Source organism: Amorphus coralli DSM 19760 (assembly GCF_000374525.1).
Classification (GTDB): Bacteria; Pseudomonadota; Alphaproteobacteria; order Rhizobiales; family Amorphaceae; genus Amorphus; species Amorphus coralli.
The window spans coordinates 644,543-663,669 of sequence record NZ_KB894571.1; the positions used below are offsets into that span (position 1 = coordinate 644,543).

19 protein-coding genes are annotated in these 19,127 nt (G+C 66.6%); 1 reads left to right on the plus strand and 18 read right to left on the minus strand.

Annotated features, from left to right (window positions below; all coding sequences use genetic code 11):
• The first annotated feature begins 190 nt into the window (after positions 1-190).
• On the plus strand, positions 191-2,470 hold the full coding sequence (locus C507_RS0107145) for an NADP-dependent malic enzyme (protein ID WP_018698989.1): 2,280 nt from the start codon (positions 191-193) through the stop codon (positions 2,468-2,470).
• Between the two features lie 72 nt (positions 2,471-2,542).
• On the opposite strand, the gene trmB is transcribed toward C507_RS0107145, so the two are convergent.
• The 18 genes from trmB to C507_RS0107235 all read right to left on the minus strand — a co-directional run bounded on the left by trmB (position 2,543) and on the right by C507_RS0107235 (position 19,037).
• The gene (trmB, locus tag C507_RS0107150) at positions 2,543-3,265 is read right to left on the minus strand and encodes a tRNA (guanine(46)-N(7))-methyltransferase TrmB (protein WP_425386848.1); all 723 of its coding nucleotides are present in this window, start codon (positions 3,263-3,265) and stop codon (positions 2,543-2,545) included.
• A 7-nt stretch (positions 3,266-3,272) separates the two neighbouring features.
• Positions 3,273-4,442: a methionine adenosyltransferase gene (metK, locus tag C507_RS0107155; RefSeq protein WP_018698991.1), complete on the minus strand. Its 1,170-nt coding sequence runs from the start codon at positions 4,440-4,442 to the stop codon at positions 3,273-3,275.
• 165 nt (positions 4,443-4,607) lie between these two features.
• Complete coding sequence (locus C507_RS0107160) at positions 4,608-5,018, minus strand: helix-turn-helix domain-containing protein (RefSeq protein ID WP_018698992.1); 411 nt, start codon at positions 5,016-5,018, stop codon at positions 4,608-4,610.
• 105 nt (positions 5,019-5,123) lie between these two features.
• Positions 5,124-6,722 carry an apolipoprotein N-acyltransferase gene (lnt, locus tag C507_RS0107165; RefSeq protein WP_018698993.1) on the minus strand — a complete coding sequence of 533 codons (1,599 nt, stop codon included), beginning with the start codon at positions 6,720-6,722 and terminating at the stop codon, positions 5,124-5,126.
• A gap of 53 nt (positions 6,723-6,775) precedes the next feature.
• Positions 6,776-7,843 carry a hemolysin family protein gene (locus tag C507_RS0107170; protein ID WP_018698994.1) on the minus strand — a complete coding sequence of 356 codons (1,068 nt, stop codon included), beginning with the start codon at positions 7,841-7,843 and terminating at the stop codon, positions 6,776-6,778.
• Between the two features lie 196 nt (positions 7,844-8,039).
• Complete coding sequence (gene ybeY, locus C507_RS0107175; RefSeq protein WP_018698995.1) at positions 8,040-8,561, minus strand: rRNA maturation RNase YbeY; 522 nt, start codon at positions 8,559-8,561, stop codon at positions 8,040-8,042.
• A complete protein-coding gene (locus C507_RS0107180; protein WP_018698996.1) occupies positions 8,558-9,589 on the minus strand; it encodes a PhoH family protein in 1,032 nt (343 codons plus the stop codon). Before C507_RS0107180 ends, ybeY begins: the two co-directional genes overlap by 4 nt.
• Before the next feature lie 74 nt (positions 9,590-9,663).
• Complete coding sequence (miaB, locus tag C507_RS0107185; RefSeq protein WP_245559655.1) at positions 9,664-11,058, minus strand: tRNA (N6-isopentenyl adenosine(37)-C2)-methylthiotransferase MiaB; 1,395 nt, start codon at positions 11,056-11,058, stop codon at positions 9,664-9,666.
• Positions 11,059-11,158: 100 nt separating this feature from the next.
• Complete coding sequence (locus C507_RS20655) at positions 11,159-12,751, minus strand: putative bifunctional diguanylate cyclase/phosphodiesterase (protein WP_018698998.1); 1,593 nt, start codon at positions 12,749-12,751, stop codon at positions 11,159-11,161.
• 75 nt (positions 12,752-12,826) lie between these two features.
• On the minus strand, positions 12,827-13,645 hold the full coding sequence (olsA, locus tag C507_RS0107195) for a lyso-ornithine lipid O-acyltransferase (protein WP_018698999.1): 819 nt from the start codon (positions 13,643-13,645) through the stop codon (positions 12,827-12,829).
• 5 nt (positions 13,646-13,650) lie between these two features.
• The gene (locus C507_RS0107200) at positions 13,651-14,034 is read right to left on the minus strand and encodes a Fur family transcriptional regulator (RefSeq protein WP_018699000.1); all 384 of its coding nucleotides are present in this window, start codon (positions 14,032-14,034) and stop codon (positions 13,651-13,653) included.
• A gap of 209 nt (positions 14,035-14,243) precedes the next feature.
• Positions 14,244-14,732: a GNAT family N-acetyltransferase gene (locus C507_RS0107205; protein ID WP_018699001.1), complete on the minus strand. Its 489-nt coding sequence runs from the start codon at positions 14,730-14,732 to the stop codon at positions 14,244-14,246.
• Positions 14,729-15,400: a tRNA (adenosine(37)-N6)-threonylcarbamoyltransferase complex dimerization subunit type 1 TsaB gene (gene tsaB / locus C507_RS0107210; protein ID WP_018699002.1), complete on the minus strand. Its 672-nt coding sequence runs from the start codon at positions 15,398-15,400 to the stop codon at positions 14,729-14,731. The genes C507_RS0107205 and tsaB overlap by 4 nt, the downstream gene beginning before the upstream one ends.
• Positions 15,401-15,535: 135 nt before the next feature.
• On the minus strand, positions 15,536-16,096 hold the full coding sequence (locus C507_RS0107215) for a NifU family protein (protein WP_018699003.1): 561 nt from the start codon (positions 16,094-16,096) through the stop codon (positions 15,536-15,538).
• A 135-nt stretch (positions 16,097-16,231) separates the two neighbouring features.
• Positions 16,232-17,128, minus strand: coding sequence for a hypothetical protein (locus C507_RS20660; protein ID WP_018699004.1), 897 nt, complete (start codon positions 17,126-17,128; stop codon positions 16,232-16,234).
• A gap of 90 nt (positions 17,129-17,218) precedes the next feature.
• Positions 17,219-17,644 (minus strand): bactofilin family protein, encoded by a 426-nt coding sequence (locus C507_RS22305; RefSeq protein WP_018699005.1) that lies wholly within the window; start codon positions 17,642-17,644, stop codon positions 17,219-17,221.
• Positions 17,645-17,784: 140 nt separating this feature from the next.
• On the minus strand, positions 17,785-18,276 hold the full coding sequence (locus C507_RS0107230) for a universal stress protein (RefSeq protein ID WP_018699006.1): 492 nt from the start codon (positions 18,274-18,276) through the stop codon (positions 17,785-17,787).
• 89 nt (positions 18,277-18,365) lie between these two features.
• Entirely contained in the window at positions 18,366-19,037 is a 672-nt protein-coding gene (locus C507_RS0107235) for a LolA family protein (RefSeq protein ID WP_018699007.1), read from the minus strand.
• Positions 19,038-19,127: the final 90 nt, after the last annotated feature.

The window sequence follows — 19,127 nt, forward strand, 5'->3', positions numbered from 1 at the left end:
TCATAGCAAACCGCGCGGCCCGATACACGGGACCGCGCTCACTCCTCCAAGGGTTTTCGCCTGCGACGATGGCCGGAGCCTCGGCTGGCGGCTTGTGAGGCCCTGGAGGGCAAAGTAAGGTCCGCAACCTTGAAGGGCTTGCAAACAGCCCCGACGCCGACCGCCCCGGAATTCGAGGAAACGCATAACCATGACGAGCGACGGCAGCCGCCGCACCCGCCCGGCCTTCACCGACCAGGAGGCGCTCCAGTTTCACCAGCGCGGCCGGCCCGGCAAGCTGGAAGTCACCCCGACCAAGCCCATGGCGACCCAGCGCGATCTGTCGCTGGCCTACTCGCCGGGCGTGGCCGTACCGGTGCTGGCCATCGCCGAAGACCCGGACCGCGCCTTCGATTATACCGCACGCGGCAACATGGTCGCCGTCATCTCCAATGGCTCCGCCATTCTCGGCCTCGGCAACCTCGGCGCGCTGGCCTCCAAGCCGGTGATGGAGGGCAAGGCGGTCCTCTTCAAGCGCTTCGCAGACATCGACGGTATCGACCTGGAAGTCGACACCGGCGACGTCGATGCCTTCATCAACTGCGTTCGCTATCTCGGCCCCTCCTTCGGCGGCATCAACCTGGAGGACATCAAGGCGCCGGACTGCTTCATCATCGAGCAGAAGCTGCGCGAACTGATGGACATTCCGGTCTTCCACGACGACCAGCACGGCACCGCCATCATCGCCGCAGCCGGCCTGATCAACGCCCTGCACCTCACCGACCGCAAGCTGGAAGACCTGAAGATCGTCTGCAACGGCGCCGGTTCGGCGGGCATCGCCTGCATCGAACTGGTCAAGGCAATGGGCGTGCCGCACAAGAACGTCATTCTCTGTGACACCAAGGGCGTGATCTACGAGGGTCGCGGCGAAGGCATGAACCAGTGGAAGTCGGCCCACGCGGTTCCGACCGACGCGCGGACGCTCGCCGACGCCATGGAAGGCGCCGACGTCTTCTTCGGCGTGTCGGTCAAGGGCGCACTCACCCGCGAGATGGTGCGCTCCATGGCGCCGAACCCGATCATCTTCGCCATGGCGAACCCCGACCCGGAGATCACCCCGGAGGAGGTTGCCGAAATCCGCGACGACGCGATCATCGCGACCGGCCGGTCCGACTATCCCAACCAGGTCAACAACGTCCTCGGCTTTCCCTACATCTTCCGCGGCGCCCTCGATGTCCGGGCAACCGCCATCAACGAGGAGATGAAGATCGCCGCGGCCGAGGCGCTCGCCAAGCTCGCCCGCGAGGACGTGCCGGACGAGGTGGCGTCGGCCTATCAGGGCAACCGGCCGCGCTTCGGCCCGGACTACATCATCCCGGTGCCGTTCGATCCGCGCCTCATCTCGGTAATCCCGCCGGCCGTTGCCCGTGCCGCGATGGATTCCGGCGTGGCCCGCCATCCGATCATCGACATGAAGGATTATGCGGAAACCCTCTCGGCGCGCCGTGACCCGGTGGCCGGCTCTCTGCAGCGGATCTTCACGAAGGTGCGCCAGGCGCCCAAGCGCGTCGTTTTCGCCGAGGGCGAGGAAGAGGCCGTCATCCGCGCAGCGGCCAGCTTTGTCCAGCAGGAGCTCGGAACCGCCATCCTGATCGGCCGCGAGGAGCGCGTCCGGGAGACCGCGTTCGCCGCCGGCATCGAGCTCAAGCCGGGCCTGGAAGTGCTCAACGCCGCGCTCTCGCGCCGCAACCGCGACTATGCGGAGTATCTTTATTCCAAGCTGCAGCGGAAAGGCATGCTGCTGCGCGATTGCCAGCGCGTCGTGAACCAAGACCGAAACTTCTTCGGGGCGCTCATGGTCGCCCTCGGCGACGCCGACGCCATGGTCACCGGCGTCACGCGCAACTATTCCGTTGCGCTGGATACGGTGCGCCGAGTGGTGGAGCCGAAACCCGGCCATTGCATGATCGGCGTCTCCATGGTGCTGGCGCGCGGTCGCACCGTGCTCGTCGCCGACACCGCTGTTCACGACGACCCGTCGGCCACAGACCTGGCCGACATCGCCGAAGAGGCCGCTCACGTGGCCCGTCGCCTGGGCTACGAGCCGCGCGTCGCGTTGCTCACCTACGCCTCGTTCGGCCACCCGCCGGGCGATCGGGCAAGCCGCGTCCAGGAAGCGGTGAAACTCCTCGACCAGCGCCGGGTCGACTTCGAGTACGATGGCGAGATGGCAGCCGACGTGGCGCTGAACGGCGACATCATGCGGTCCGCCTATCCGTTCTGCCGCCTCTCCGGACCGGCGAACGTGCTGGTGATGCCCACCTTCGACGCCGCCTCCATCACCACCAAGACGCTGCAGGAGCTTGGTGGATCGATGGTGCTCGGCCCGCTGCTCGTCGGCCTCGACAAGCCGGTCCAGATTGTGCCGTTTGGTGCCAAGGATTCGGAGATCGTGAACCTCGCCGCCGTCGCCGCCTACGGGATTACCTGAGGTAAGGGCACGGCCCTGGAAACGACGAAGGGGAGCCGGGGGGCTCCCCTTTTTTCATGTCGGTCGCGGCGCTCAGACCCGCTCGAAGGTCAGATAGGCGGGCACGCGGCCTGCCTCCAGCGCCTTGGCCTCGTAGCGGGTTCCAGGCCAGCCCGGATAGGGCGTGCGCCAGTCGGCGGCTGCCCGTGCCGTCCAGCGAAAGTCGCTGCGGTCGATGAGGTGCTTGAGCGTCCAGTCCACGTAGGACGGGATGTCGCTCGCCATGCGGAACTGCCCACCGGGCCGCAATACGCGCGCGATCCGGTCGATCCGGTCGTCGGCGACGAAACGGCGCTTCCAGTGGCGCTTCTTCGGCCAGGGATCGGGATAAAGCAGATCCACCCGGGCGAGCGAGGCATCAGGCAACCGGTCGAGGATCTCGACCGCATCACCGAAGTGCAGGCGCACGTTGGCGAGCCCCGCTTCGTCGACGGCAGCCAAGGCCTTGGCCATGCCGTTCACGAACGGCTCGCAGCCGATGAAGCCTGAGGCGGCGCGTGTCTCCGCCTCGTGGACGAGATGCTCGCCGCCACCGAAGCCGATCTCCATCCGGACATCGTTCACCGGAAAGGCGAAGAGGCCTTCGGGATCGAGGCAATCGTTGTCGAGGGGCACGGCGACGCGCGGCAGCACCGTTTCGAACAGGGCCGCGCGCGTCTCAGTCAGCGGATGGCCCTTGCGCCGCCCGAACAGGGTGCGGGCAGGACGCTGCGCGGGGCCGCCGCGCAGCGTGTCATCGTCGGAGGAACTCACCAGTCCGGCGTCAGCGCGCGGCGTCGCGGAGCGCGTGAACCAGATCGATGTTCTCCCATGAAAAGCCACCGTCGGCTTCCGCCGCGCGACCAAAATGGCCATAGGCCGCGGTGCGCGCGTAGATCGGACGGTTGAGCTGCAGGTGTTCGCGAATCCCGCGCGGCGTCAGGTTCATGACCTCGCGGCAGGCCTTCTCCACCGCGGTCTCGGAGACCTTGCCGGTGCCGTGCAGGTCGACATAGACGGCCAGCGGCTCCGACACGCCGATGGCGTAGGCGAGCTGGATGGTGCAGCGGTCGGCAAGATCCGCAGCGACCACGTTCTTAGCCAGATAGCGGGCCGCGTAGGCAGCCGAGCGGTCGACCTTCGTCGGATCCTTGCCGGAAAAGGCACCGCCGCCGTGCGGTGCGGCACCGCCGTAGGTGTCGACGATGATCTTGCGGCCGGTGAGGCCGCAGTCGCCGTCCGGACCGCCGATGATGAACTTGCCGGTCGGGTTCACGTGCCAGACAGTATCGTCGTTGATCCAGTCGTCGGGCAGCGCCGCGGCGATGTAGGGCTCCACGATCGAGCGCACGTCCTGGGAGGACAGGTCACCCGTGTGCTGGGTCGACAGCACCACCTGGGTGCAGCGCACCGGCTTGCCGTTTTCGTAGGCGATCGTCACCTGGCTCTTCGCGTCAGGCTCCAGCGCCGGCTCGCGGCCCGACTTGCGGGCATCGGCAAGCAGCTTGAGGATCTTGTGTGAATAGTAGATCGGCGCCGGCATCAGCTCCGGCGTCTCGCGACAGGCATAGCCGAACATGATGCCCTGGTCGCCGGCGCCCTCGTCCTTATTGCCCGAGGAATCGACGCCCTGGGCGATGTCGGCCGACTGGGCGTGCAGGTGCACGTCGACCTTGGCGTGCTGCCAGTGGAAGCCTTCCTGCTCATAGCCGATGTCGCGGATCGCGAGGCGCGCCAGGTGGGCGAGATAATCATGGGTCAGCGTGTCGGGACCGCGGGTCTCGCCAGCGATCACCACGCGGTTCGTCGTTGCCAGCGTTTCGCACGCCACCCGCGCCTCGGGCATTTCGGACAGGAAGGCATCGACGATCGTGTCCGAGATCCGGTCGCAGACCTTGTCGGGATGACCTTCGGAAACGGACTCGCTGGTGAAGAGATAATTCTCGTGCGGCACTTGTCTGATCCTCGCATGGCGCCGGAAGGCGGGCTAGGGCGGCGCATTGGCCCCCGTATCTGCAAGGGCCGGCGAGGCTATGTGACAAGGATAAGAAAGCCGGTCAAGCCGCAAATCCCTTGAAGGGAAGCGAGCAAAGCCGGGCATTTCAGTCTGTCTGAAGCACTATTCAGAGGGCTTGTCGGCAAGCGCCTCGACGAGGTCGATGATACGACGGCGAACTTTCGCGTCGGAGATCCGGACGAAAGCCCTGTTGAGCGCCAGCCCCTCTCCGGACGACAGGAAGTCGGTCACATAGTTCGGCGAATGCGCCTCGGCGAAACCGGCTCCGTTGCCCGATCCGTCCGGAGCATCTTCGAAGAAGAATGCAACCGGCACCTGCAGAACGCGCGCGATCTGCTGCAGGCGGCTCGCGCCGATCCGGTTCGATCCCTTTTCATATTTCTGGATCTGCTGGAAGGTCACACCGAGCTGGTCGCCGAGGCGCTCCTGGCTCATGGACATGATCATCCGCCGCATCCGCACCCTGCTGCCGACGTGCACGTCGACCGGGTTCGGAACCTTCTTCTGCGCCATGGCGGACCCGTCCTTCCTGTTGCCGGAAGCCCCGAGGGTGAAACTTCGCCTTTAGGCCTCGCCCCTGCAGGGAAGCGGGATAATGGGCGCCGCCGGACCGGTTCGTCAATCTTTCCGCCGTCTCGAAATCCGTTGCCGGCTTAGGACAAGCAGAATGAACGCAAGGACGACAGCCGCCCAGAACGGACCATCACCAGCGCGCGCATAGAGTGTGGGCGGCGCCACTGCGGGGAGGGCCGCGTCAATGATACCGCTCTCCCCAAGCCCGAGACGAGAGACGACACGGCCGTTTGCGTCGATCACGGCGGAAACGCCCGTATTGGCCGCGCGGATCACCGGCACCCCCTCCTCGACGGCCCGGACGCGGGCCTGGAGAAGGTGCTGATATGGACCTGGGGTCAGTCCGAACCAGGCATCGTTGGTGACGTTGAGGATCCAGGCAGGACGGTCGGCATCGTTCAAAGCCGCGCCGGGAAACACGATCTCGTAGCAGATGAGCGGGCTGAACGGAGGCAGGCCCTCGACCTGCAGGCTCGTGCGTTCAACACCGGCCGAGAAGCCGCCCGGAAGCTGTGTCAGCTGCTCAAGGCCGATACGCTCGACCAGATCCTGAAACGGCAGGAACTCTCCGAACGGCACGAGGTGAACCTTGTCGTAGAGGGTCGAGAGATGGCCATCGGGCGCAACCTGAAGAATGCTGTTGAAATAGTCCGCACCGTTGACGGCCTCCGGGTTGCGCTCGACCCGGACGGCACCGGTCAGGAGCCGGCCGCCCGGTGGCAGGCTATCCGCGATTGCCTCGACCGCCACCGGAGCCTCCGAGAGGAGAAACGGGACTGCGGTTTCAGGCCAGATCACAACCAGCCCGTCCGGGCGAGCGCCCCCGTCAGAGGCGGGCTCCTCGGTCAGCGAGAGATAGGTCTCGAACACCGTGGTGGCGAGTTCCGGCTTCCACTTGTCGGCTTGGTCGATGGATGGCTGAACGATCCGTATTGGCACTGACGTCGTGTCGGACGCCGGGGGGTCGCCGAGGCGGGCCGAGCCCCATATCGCCATCCCCAGAAGAAGCAGAAGCGCCGCTGCAGGTCCGAGGACCTCACGCCCCCTGACGAGGGCCCCGTCACGAACCACCGCCGCCGAGCTCGCGAAGAAAAGGACGCTGAGCAGGGCGAGGCCGTAGACGCCCACCAGTGAAGCGGCCTGCATGAGGGCATCGTCGGCGGCGAGCGCGTAGCCGAGACCGTTCCACGGAAAGCCAGTCAGCACGTGGCCGCGCAGCCATTCAGCCCCGGAGAGCCCCACGGCCAGCGCCACGATCCGCCCTGGGCCCGGCTGCCAGAGCGTCATGGCGAAGCCCGCTCCCGCGCCATAGAAGAGGGCAAGTCCCGCCGGGAGACCGGCCACCGCGAACGGGATCATCCATGCAAACGCCTCCGCCTCCACGAGAAAGGCCGAGCCGATCCACCAGAGACCCGCCAGGAAATAGCCGAACCCGAACCACCAGCCGATCGAAAGCGCACCCACCACCCTGCGGCGCCGGGCCGACGCCCGCGCGACCCCGTCGAGGAGCAGGACAAGGATCGGGAGCGTCAGGAACAGGATCCAGGCGACGCCGAAGGGTGGCATTGCGGCAGCGGACACCGCCCCTGTCACGAGCGCCACAAGCCGGCGGCGCCAGCCGGTCAGCGAGGTCGTGGCCGCCAAGAGGCGTTGGACGGCTGGCCGCCTGCCCCTGGTTCCGGCGGTCGGCGCCGGCGTCACGTCTCGGCGGTCTCGGGCGCGCGTTTCGCCTCTTCCCGGGGCCTGCGTCCGAGCGCGCCGCGAGCCTTCCGGCGGTAGAGGCGCATGCGACGGATGCGGCGCGGATCGGCGTCGAGAACCTCGAACTCGAACCCGGGCAGGTCCGGCGCGGATATCAGCTCGCCGCGCACGGGGATCCTGCCCAGCAGCGAGAAGACGAGGCCGCCAAGGGTATCGACGTCCTCGCCATGTTCGCCGACAATGAAGTCTTCGCCGATGATCTCGTGGGCATCGTCCAGCGCAACGCGGGCATCCGCGACCCAGACGTCCTCACCAGCCCGCACGATCATGGGCTCGTCCGACTCGTCGTGCTCGTCCTCGATATCGCCGACCACCGTTTCGACCAGATCTTCCAGCGAAGCGAGGCCGTCGGTTCCGCCATACTCGTCGATCACCAGCGCCATCTGGATGTGGGTCGCCTGCATCTTGGCCATCAGGTCGGCGGCGGGCATCGACGGCGGCACGAACAGGACGGGCCGGATGAGTCCGAGATCGGCAAGCGGCACGGCGAGATCCACCTGGCGCAGATCGAGCGCGGGGCCCTCCGCGGCGAGCGTGCTGGCGCGTTCGGATATGTAGGCCATCACGTCCTTGATGTGGACGAGTCCGACCGGATCATCGAGGGTTTCCCGGAACACTGGCATGCGCGAATGGCCGGATTCGCGGAACAGCTTGAGAAGTTCGCCAAGCGCCACGTGCTCGTCGATGGCATCGATATCGGCGCGGGGAATCATCACGTCGTCGACGCGGACTTCCCTGAGGTGAAGGATGTTGCGAAGCAGGAGCCGCTCTTCCGGCGTGAAGGCGGCGGGGCCGTCCTCTTCCGCGGCGAGGGCGGAGGCCAGATCATCGCGCAGGGAGCCATTCGTCTTGAACCCGACAGCCGAGCGCAATCGCTCGAGCCATCCGTCGTTCGACCGTTCGGAACCGGAGGCGGCGTCCTCGCTGCTACTGTCGGCCAGGTCGGCTTCGCGGTCGTCGGGGCGCGGCGTCGCCGCGCCAGTACTCTGAGGTTCGTCGTTCATTCCAGACTGGTCCGTCCGCTCCTTTGCCGGCATCCGGCATGGCCCGCGCCCCGTCCCCGGCGGGTTCCGGAGCGTATGGGCCGACCATCGTTTCTAGTCTTCCGTTACCGCGGTTTCTTGACCGCGGTGCAGAATAGATCACCTTGCATGGCAAGAATGCTCGATTTCACCGTGCAAGCGCAACGCATTCGAACGGCTACGGTTCGTCTTCGTCCTCGTCGGCATATGGATCGGCGATCCCCAGCGACGCCAGGGCCCGCGTCTCGAGCGCCTCCATCACGCGGGCTTCCGCCTCGTCCTCGTGATCGTAGCCGAGGACGTGGAGAAAGCCGTGCATGACGAGGTGCGCCAGGTGGTGCTCGAACGGCTTGCCGCTTTCTTCCGCCTCGCGCGCCACGGTCTCGTAGGCCAGCACGATGTCCCCTAGATGGGTCGGCTCGCCGCGCACGCCATCCCCGATTGAGGGAAAGGACAGCACGTTGGTGGGCTGATCCTTGCTACGAAACTCCGAATTGAGGTCGCGAACCCGTTCGTCGTCAGCGAACAGGATAGCCAACTCGCACCCATCGGCCAGCACGACCTCGCCCTGTGAGCAGGCCGCTGCCACCGCCTGGTCGCAGATGCGCACCAGGACGGCTTCCGGTGGCCAGCCATCCGCGTCCCGGATGACGTCGATATCGACGTCGACGGGGGCGGACCGCAGTTCCGGCACTTTCACGACTTGTCCTGCGCGCTCGGCCGCGTCGCACCCGCCGCGGGCTGACCTCGACGCTCCTCACGCTCGGCAAGCGCATCGCGGCTGGTCTGATCGTAGGCCCGCACGATGCGCGCGACCAGTTCGTGGCGAACCACGTCGGCATCGGAGAACCGCACCGTGGCCACGCCCTCGACCCCTTCCAGCACCGATACCGCCTCGCGAAGGCCCGACACCTGACCGGGCGGCAGGTCGACCTGGCTGGGGTCGCCAGTCACCACCATCTTGGAGTTCTCGCCCAGACGGGTCAGGAACATCTTCATCTGCATCGACGTGGTGTTCTGGGCTTCGTCGAGGATCACCACCGCGTTGGAGAGCGTCCGGCCGCGCATGAAGGCGAGCGGCGCCACTTCGATCATCCCCGAGGTGAGGCCGCGCTCCACCTTTTCCGGCGCCATCATCTCATACAGCGCATCGTAGAGCGGTCTGAGATAGGGATCGATCTTCTCGCGCATGTCGCCGGGCAGGAAGCCAAGGCGCTCGCCTGCCTCCACGGCCGGCCGCGACAGGATCAGGCGCGCGACATCGCCGCGCTCCAGGAGCGTTGCGGCATAGGCCACCGCCAGGAAGGTCTTGCCGGTACCCGCCGGGCCGAGACCGAAGACCAGGTCGACCCGGTCCATGGCCCGAATATAGGCGTCCTGGGCGGGTGTCCGCGCAACCACCGTCCGCTTGCGGGTGGACACCTGGGCAAGCGCCAACCGGCCGTCCTTCTCCAGGGTCGGCAGGCTGAGCTGGCCCTCTGAGGCCTGCGCCATCCGCAGCGCCCCTTCCACGTCGCCGGGCTGGATCTCGTCGCCCTTCTTGAGGCGGTGATAGAGGGACTCCAGCGCCGTCCGCGCCGTTTCGCAGGCGTCGTGCGGTCCTTTGATGGTGACCTGGTTGCCGCGCGCCACCGCCTCGATGCCCAGACGCTGCTCCACCAGGGCAAGGTTCTGGTCGAACTGGCCGAACAGGTCGCCGACGATCCGGTTGTCGTCGAAGGCCAGCACGATATGGGTCGTGTCGGAAGCCGGAACGCTGGGCCGACCGGCCCCCGGTGCCGCGCCCGTCCGCCGGCCGGGGCTCAAGCGGCGCCTCCGACGGCGACACGCGGCGCCTCGGCAGAAACCGAGCCGACTGGCTCGGCGAACAGGCTGTGGCCTGCGACGTCCGTCACGGTAACCTGCATGACGTCTCCGATTGCCGCGTGCGGTGCGGACAGGTGAACGGGCTGCAGATAGGGCGATCGGCCGGTGAGCTGACCTTCGCGCCGGCCGGGCTTTTCAAGCAGAATGTCGAAGGTGCGGCCGACCATTGACCGGTTGAATTCATCGGCCTGTTCGTTGAGCAGCGCCTGCAGGCGCTGCAGTCGCTCACCCTTCACCGGCTCGGGCACCTGCTCGCCCTTACCTGCGGCCGGCGTTCCGGGACGCGAGGAATATTTGAACGAGTAGGCGGAGGCATAGCGGACCGTCTCCACGAGCCGCATCGTGTCCTCGAAGTCCGCATCGGTCTCGCCGGGAAAGCCGACGATGAAATCGCCGGAGAGGGCGATGTCGGGCCGCGCCGCACGGATCCGTTCGATCAGCCGAACGTACTCCTCGGCAGCGTGACGGCGGTTCATCGCGGCCAGGATCCGGTCCGATCCCGCCTGCACGGGCAGGTGCAGATAAGGCATAAGCGTAGGCAGATCCCGATGCGCCTCGATCAAGCTGTCAGTCATGTCGAGCGGATGGCTGGTCGTATAGCGGATACGCGCCAGCCCCTCGATCTCGGAGAGCCGGTAGCAGAGGCGCGCCAGATCCCAGACGCGGCCGTCCGGCCCCTCGCCATGGTAGGCGTTGACGTTCTGCCCCAGCAGCGTGACCTCGCGCACACCGGCGGCAGCCAGATCCTCGGCCTCGGCGATGATGCGCGCAACGGGCCGCGACACCTCGGCGCCGCGGGTGTAGGGCACGACGCAGAAGGCGCAGAACTTGTCGCAGCCTTCCTGCACGGTCAAAAATGCCGTCGGCCCGCGCGAGATCAGGCCCGGCCGTGTGCGACCGGGCAGCGCATCGAACTTGTCCTCGGCGGGAAAATCGATGTCGACCACACCCGGTTGCGCCCTGGAGCGCTCCAGGAGAGCCGGCAGCCGGTGGTAGGACTGCGGCCCGACCACGAAGTCCACGGTCGGCGCGCGGCGCACGATCTCATCGCCCTCCGCCTGGGCAACGCAGCCGGCGACGCCCACCGAGAGCGCACGGCCCTCTGCCTTCCGCTCTTCCTTGAGGACGCGGATCCGCCCTAGTTCGGAGTAGACCTTTTCCGCCGCTTTCTCGCGGATATGGCAGGTATTCAGGAGCACCAGATCGGCATCGTCCACCGACTGGGTCTGCTGATAGCCCTCGGCCGCCAGGGCCTCGCCCATGCGCTCCGCGTCATAGACGTTCATCTGACAGCCGTAGCTCTTGATGAATACGCGCTTCGTGTCCGTCATCACCACCGCTTCCATTCGTCCCTTGGGCGTGCCGCAGAATAGTGGCGAACGCAAGGGCGCAGCCCGGTGATTTCCGTGCCGGCCGCCACCCGGGAAGCACTCATTGCGGGCCGATGCCGGTTGCCGGGTCCGCCGCCGCCAGAAGCGCCGGCACATCGCCGGGCGGAATGGCTTCGGAGAAAAGGTAGCCCTGGCCGAAGTCGCAGCCCCGCTCCTTCAGCCATAGCGCGTCGCTGAGCGTCTCAACCCCTTCGGCCGTGACCTTCAGGCCGAGGCTGTGGCCGAGCGCCACCACGAGATCGACCACCGTCTGGGTGACCTCCCCCTCTCCCCTGCGCATGATGAAGGACTTGTCGATCTTGATCTTGTCGATTGCGAGTTCGTTGAGGTGGCGGAGGTTGGAATAGCCTGTGCCGAAATCATCAAGGGAGATGGACACCCCAACGGACTTCAGGGCCGTGACGATCTCCAGCGCCAGCGGGAAATCGTGCACGAGGGAATTCTCTGTGATCTCGATCTCGAGGCGCTCGGCCGGCAGGCCGGACTCTTCCAGACATGCAATCACTGTCTCGACCAGCCGGCGCTCGCCGAGTTGCAGCGGCGAGGCGTTGACGGCGATGCGCAGGGGCCGGTCCCAGAGCATGGCTTCGCTGCAGGCGGCCTTGAGAATGTGTCCGAACAGCGGGTCGATGAGACCGATCTCCTCGGCCAGCGGAATGAACGTCTCGCCACCCAGCATACCGTGCTCCGGATGATGCCAGCGGGCGAGCACCTCGAAGCCCACCATCGCACCCGTCGACAGATCCACGAAGGGCTGGAAATAGGGAACGATGGCGCCGCTTTTCAGCGCCTTCGGAAGATCCGCTTCCAGCGATAGCCGGAACCGGATCTCGCTGTCGATTTCGGGATCGAAGGACGCATAGGTGTTGCGGCCCGCGGCCTTCGCGCGGCTCATCGACAGGTCGGCGCGCTGGAGCAGCAGTTCGCGCGATGTGCCATCCCGAGGAAAAATCGCGATGCCGATGCTCGCCGTCAGGATCACATCGGCCTCCCCGATCCGGACAGGCCGGCGTGTCTCCTTGAGAAGCCTGCGGACCGTGCGCACGAGGTCGGCGCCTTCGCCGCCCAGGATGAGGATCGCAAACTCGTCGGCCCCGAGCCGGGACACGAAGTGCGGCGCCCGCACCACCCTGCGCAACCGCTTTGCCACTTCCTGAAGGAACGCGTCACCGCCGGTGTGGCCATGCAGGTCGTTCACCGCCCTGAAGCGATCGAGATCGAGGACCACGAGGGATACCCGCGTTCCCTCGCGCTCTGCGGTCTCTAGCCACCAGTCAAAGGTCTGCAGGAAGTTGCGCCGGTTCGGCAGGCCCGTGAGCGGATCGAACAGGGCCAGCTGAACGGCGGTGCCTTCTGCCTCCCGCCTGCGCGCCACCTCCCGGGAGAGATCGTGAGAATAGACCGCGAGCACCGCGATCAGGGCGAAGCTGGCGACGATGCAAAGATCGACGAAGGCCGAAACGGTGCCGCCGGCTCCTCGGGTGTAGCTGTAGAGAGTTCCAACCACATCGAAGGTGGCCATGCCCAGGAGCGCCAGCACCGAGCAGACAGCGATCGCACCATAGAGCCAGCGCCGCGTGCGGTGCCAGCGTTCTGCCGATTCGGATTGCGGCAACGGGCGGTTGGAAACCATGCCTGACCGTCCCTGCAATCGCGCGCAAATGCAAGCGGCGGCGGTACCCGTGGCGGACGTCCGGCGCGCCTTGGATCAGGCCGTGCCCACTGCTGCCGGAGGCGCGTCACCGGTCCGGCCCGTAAGGGCCCGCACCGTTGCGCCACGCACGATGTCCTCCGCCTTGCGGGCGATTTCCTTGCGGTCGCTGCCCGGACCGAAGGACACCGCCTCACCCCACGTAATCTCCACGTCGAGCGGCCCCTTCTTCAGGATGCCCCAGAGATGAGGCGCCATGTCCATGTCGCCATACCAGGCCACCATCGGTCGGCGGTAGCGCCCCAGCGGGATCCCGTAGAGCCGGGTGTAGGCGATGGCCAGGGGCTGCACCCAAATGCGGTCGTTCTCGCCGGCGACGGCCTCCTTCGCCGCCCCGATCAGCGCCGTCCGGAACGGCAGCACGAACGTTCCGCTGGAGGATGTGCCTTCTGGGAAGAGCACCATGACATCGCCCAGCCTCAGGCGCTCGGCGATGGCCCCGGCCACCGTTCCGGTGGCGTGGCGCCGGCTTCGATCGACGAAGATCGTACGCTGCAGCTTGGCGAACAGGCCGAAGACCGGCCACGTCGCCACCTCTGCCTTGGCAATGAAGGAGAGCGGCATCAGCGAGCCGAGCACGGTGATGTCGAGCCAAGACACGTGGTTGGAGGCGATCATAAGCGGGCGGTCGGTCGTAGGAACCCCATGCTGAATCACCCGGATGCCGAGCAGGCGCGTGGTGATCCTGTGCCAAAGATGAGGGATGCGCTCCGCCCGTTTCGAGCGGGTCCACAAGGCGATGTACTGGGCCGGGATCAGCACCAGCGTTACGACCGTCAGCGATAGGATGATGAGAATGGCCCGGAGCACACCCATGGGCGTCAGCGCGTCTTCTTCGCGGGATCGTCGAGCGGAACACCGTAAAGCTCCAGCCGATGGTCCACCAGCTTGAAGCCGAGTTCGCGCGCGATCTTTTCCTGAAGCAGCTCGATCTCCTCGTCGCGAAATTCGACAACCGTGCCGGTGCGCAGGTCGATCAAGTGGTCGTGGTGCTCTCCCGGCACCGATTCGTAGCGGGCGCGGCCGTCGCGGAAATCGTGGCGTTCGATGATGCCGGCATCCTCGAACAGCTTCACGGTCCGGTAGACGGTCGAAATGGAGATGCGATTGTCGATGCTCGCGGCGCGGCGATGCAGCTCTTCGACATCCGGATGGTCGGTGGCCGCCTCGATCACACGGGCGATGACCCGGCGCTGCTCGGTCATTCGCATGCCCTGAGCGACACACTGCTCTTCCAGGCTCGCTTCGCTCCGGCTGTCGTCTTCGGCCAAAGGCCCGTCTCCCGGTTTGCCCGAAACCTGGTCCGGTTCGGCTGAGGTCCTGTCTGCCGTTCCGGCCATCACTGTCATCCCGTCGCGGTCAACATCGGGATGACCGATCACCCTGGCCGCGATCGAAACCCTACCTGGCGCGATTAGCCAAGATCGCAGCGCATGACAAGCGCAAGACCGCCCCCGGCGCCTGTACCGGAATAGTAGGCGGGCCGCTCGCCCACCATGGTGAAGCCGAGGCGGCGATAGATTGCAAGCGCCGCCTCGTTGTCCGCCGCGACTTCGAGGAACACTGTCGCGACACGGTCCGCATAGAGCCGGCGAAGCGCCTCGGCGACCAGCGACCTACCGACGCCTCCGCGACGATTGGAGGGGTGAACAGCCACGGTGAGGATCTCCGCCTCGTCCGCCGCGACCCGCAAAAGCAGGAAGCCGATGGGACGGGGACTGGTCCACCACGACGCCCGCCGGACAACGAGCGCCGTCACCCCGGGCTGGGACAAGAGGGCGGCCAGTTCGTCGACGGTCCATTCCTGGGTGAACGAGGCGCGATGTATTTCAGCGATGTGTGGCAGGTCTTCCGGTGCGGCGTCATCGATCAGCCGGGGCGCCGGTGCCCAGAACCCGATCATCGACTCCGCCCCACCAGGGACCGGGCAGGCTTGGCATCGGGTGCCTTGAGATAGGCCGGGCGCGGCGGATTGAACGGCGGCTCGGCGGCCAGCGCTAGCGCAAGTAGCGCCTCCGGGTCCGGCGCTGCCAGGGGGTCGACGGCCCCCGGCCTCGCCCCGCGCTCGGCTAGGGCCTCGGCCAACGCCGCTGCCCCGGACCCGACCAGGACGACACCGTCCTCCAGCTCCGCCACGAGCGCGGCCACAGCGATATGGGATGCCGGGAAGCGCGGCGATCGTCCAGGGGCAAAGCGCTGGGCATAGACGGCGCCGTGGCGGGCATCGATGGCGGCGACGGACGGATTGTCCCACGTTTCCGGCAGGCTGGTCGCGAGCGCAGCGAGGCTCGACAGCCCGAGCGCGGGGCAGCCGGCGACAAGTGCCAGAGCACGCGCGGCCGCCACCCCGACCCTGAGACCGGTGAAGCTACCGGGACCGACGACCACGCCGATACGATCGAGATCGCGCGCTCCGATCCCCGCCTCGGTGAGCGCTTCCTCGGCTAACCGGACAATGGCCTCGGATTGGCCGACAGAAGGTGTCAGACGCGCACAGGCGACGACGCCGTCAGTGGTGCCGACGACTGCCTGGCAGGCGCCGAGCGCCGTATCGAGGACGAGGACGTGCATCGCTGTCAGCCCGGGCTCGCAATCGTTGCGGCGCGCGCCGATGGGCGCGGGCCGCCATTACCGACGCCCGCTATAGACGATTTGGCCCGTCAGGGAACCCGCTGGTGCGCGCACCTGGCGGGCAACGACCGAGAGTCAGGCCTCGACGGCCCGCACTTCCTGAACTTCCGGGACAAAATGGCGCATCAGGTTCTCGATGCCCATGCGAAGCGTCGCGGTGGACGACGGACAGCCGGCACAGGCGCCGCGCATGGAGAGGAACACGACGCCGTCGCGATAGCCGCGGAAGGTGATGTCACCACCGTCATTGGCCACCGCCGGACGCACCCGCTCGTCGAGAAGCTCCTTCAGCATGGCAACCGTCGCCTCGTCCTTCTCGTCGAAGAACTCCTCGCCGGTATCCTCCACGCTGCCATCGACCACGATAGGAGCGTCGGAGAGATAGTGCTCCATGATGGCGCCCAGAATGGCCGGCTTGAGGTGCTGCCAATCCTGCTCGTCCTTGGTAACCGACACGAAGTCGGAGCCGAGGAAAACGCCGGTCACGCCGGGGACTGCGAACAGACGCTGGGCGAGCGGCGACGCGCCAGCCTCGTCCGGGGCGCGGAATTCCCGCGTGCCTTCGCCGAGCACGGGTTCGCCCGGCAGGAATTTCAGCGTCTGCGGATTGGGGGTGGTTTCGGTCTGAATGAACATGGTTCCTCCGTTGCGGTTCAAGGCCGCACTGATGGACCGGGAAGTCGCTCGTTTGGAGTTGTTATCGGGTGCGCCGGCCGTCGCTTCAAGGGGCGACGCAAGCGCTTTCGGGTCGCAGCAACAAACGTCGGCCGGTCAGTCGTCCGCGAACGGGGCATCGAACGGATCGTCTGACGGCTCGTCTGACGGCTCGTCTGACGGCGTACCGGAGTTGCGGGCGATCAACCCGGAAGCGAACGCCTTCTTTTCGAAGACCTCGTACCAGGCGCGCAGTTCGGCCAACCCCGACGTCGCCTCCCAGATGTCGATGTCATAGGTCTCGACCAGTTCATCCGGATCCCATTCCAGCGCCTCGTGGAGCGATTTCTCGTGCAGCTCGGTGAGGTGCCAGACCTCCGAATCGCAATAGGGCAGCCGGATGATGTCGACCTCCGCGTGATCCTTCAGGGGCAGCAGCTTGTTGCGCGCCTCCTCCGTAAGGACCTTGCCGTCGGCCTCGTTGATGATCACGAATACCCGCCCGACCGGGAATAGCCGCCCTTCCAGGAAGGTGTTGGCGAGGCTTGCCGCCTGTTCAACGGAATGCATGGTCGATTTGCAGACGACGCACATGTCGATGCCAGGCGCCTGGCGCTTGTCCAGCACCAGTGCGGCCCGGCGCTGCTCCGCCCATTCGAAGACGCGGTCGATGACATTCGCGCCGAGATCGATGAGGGCGCCACCCTCCACCAGCACGTCGCCGAGCCGATCCCAGTAGCGGACCGACTGGTTCATGTCGGCGCTCGACTTCACGTCGTCAAAGGAAGCGCCGGTGCCGAGCTCCGTGACCTGTCCCGGATAGAGCTTGCCGAGCTTTGATCTGTCGTTGCGGCCGAGAAAGTCAGCCGAATAGAGCATATGCGGGATGTTGTGGCGCTGGCAGACGGCGTGAACGAGCTGCGCGATCGTCGTCTTGCCCTGGCCGCCGCTGCGCGCCGCGCAGATGATCGACCGCCGCTTTGCCGGTTCGCTGGCCTTGGTCGCCTTCGCCATGTCTCCCGCCTTTCCGTGATGAGCAGCCTGCCGCGTCCCCCACCTGAAGCGGGAAAGGTGATCGTCGCCTTAACGGGCACGATCCCGGCTTCAGATGTCGTCGGTGGTCCGGCGCGATCGGCCAGTCGCCGCAGCGACAGCCGGGGCGCGCGTCGCCGAAGGCTTCGGCGTGCGGACGGGACCGTCCGACGTGCCCGAAGAGACGTCGCCCACAAGGCGTGCTCCGGCCTCGACCGAAAGCCCGCCATAGCCGACATTGCCCCGCAGAACCCCTGTGGAGCGAACGGTCAGCTGGCCGGACAGCGCAAGTGTCCCCTCCAGCTGGCCCTCGACATCCGCCGTCTCGCCCCGGACGGTCCCAACGATCCGGCCGCTCGCGCCAACCACCAGGTGGGTCGCCTCGAGGTCGCCGTGGTACGTGCCGTCGATGCGGGCCGTGCCATCAACCTTGACGGCCGCGGTTTCCACCACCGTCGCCGGACCCACGTGGAACTGGGGTTCCGCACTGTCAGCCATGTTGCCGTTCCCTCCCCGGTCTCGGCCCGATGCGAGGCATCGCTTCTCCCCGTCAATCCGGGTCCGCAAACCGACAAGCGGGCGCAGGCAGATGTAACCGGGAACCGGTCCGGTTTCCAGCCGGTAGCACCTCGCCGCGATCAGGCGAGGCCGCCGATTTCCTCGTCGGAGAGGTCGCCGGGCACGATGGTGACCGGGATGTGGAAGCCGCTGGAGGCACCGACCACCGAGGCGACCAGCGGTCCGGGCCCATCGGAGCCGACCCCCGCCGCCAGCACGAGGATCGCAATATCCTCGTCGTCGTCGATCAGATTGCGGATCTCCTCCGCCCGGCTGCCCTCCCGGATCGTTGTTTCCGGGTCGACCCGGGCCACTGCCCGGGCGCGGTCCACGAAGCGCGACAGCGTGGCGTTGGCCTCTTCTTCCTTCTCCTCGCGCATGATGGTCTCGACGCCCAGCCAGTGCTGGAATTCGCCGGGAGCGATCACGTAGAGAAGGACGAGCTTGCCGCCGGTATGCTCGGCGCGCTTGGCTGCATAGACGACCGCCCGATCACATTCAGGCGTCTCGTCGATAACCACCAGGAACTTCCGCTGGTGACCGGGTTCGTAGCTCTTGCGAGGGCTGATCATGGCGCGACTGTGCCATCGCCGAATCCGGCCGACAAGCGGCCTGTTTGCGCCGGCCTAATCACCGGCGCGCCTGAGACCCTCGGTCTCAATCAACGGCGATTGTTCACGCCTTCGCGGATCACCGTGTAGTCAATCTTGAAGAGATCCGGGTCAACCGGCGTGTCGAGCGCGACGTTGTGGATGGAGACCTGGGTGCGCTGGCCCTGGGCGTCGACCACCTCCCATTGCTTCAGCTCATCGGTCCCGCGGTCGAACATGAGCGTCAGAGTCCCATCGCCGAAGGCGGTGTTTTCCGCAATGGTGACAAGCACCACGTCCGGCCGGACCTCGACGCGCGAGACCTTCGCGTCCTGGGTCAGATCGATCTGGTCCGACAGAAGAAAGCGCAACGGCGTGCGCTTCAGCGGCCAGATATCCTGGGAAGCGCGCTTGCGGTCGCGCACGGCGACCGAGGTGCCGTCGGAGATGATGTCCATCTGCGCCGGCGGATTGTAGTGGAAGCGCACCAGACCCGGGCGCTTCAGCGCGAACTGGCCTTCGGTACGGCTTCCGTCAGGGCCGATCTGCACAAACTGGCCGCGCATGGTGTCGATGCCGTTGAAATATTCGTTGATGCCCTGCAGGGCGTCGTCCGCGGAGGTCTCCGCTCGGGCCGCCGATGCGGCCAGCGTCAGGCCCGTGAGCGCGGCGACGATGGCCACGATCCGGATCCAGAAGCCTGCCCCGCCATGGGAGGAGTGGCGCGTGGAGGTGCGCTTCATTGCCGATAGTCTCCTGAGTGGGTTCGGCTGCGGCCTGGAAAACACAGTCAAGGGCCGCGCCGTTGCGCCGGTGGATAGACCCGGGATTTG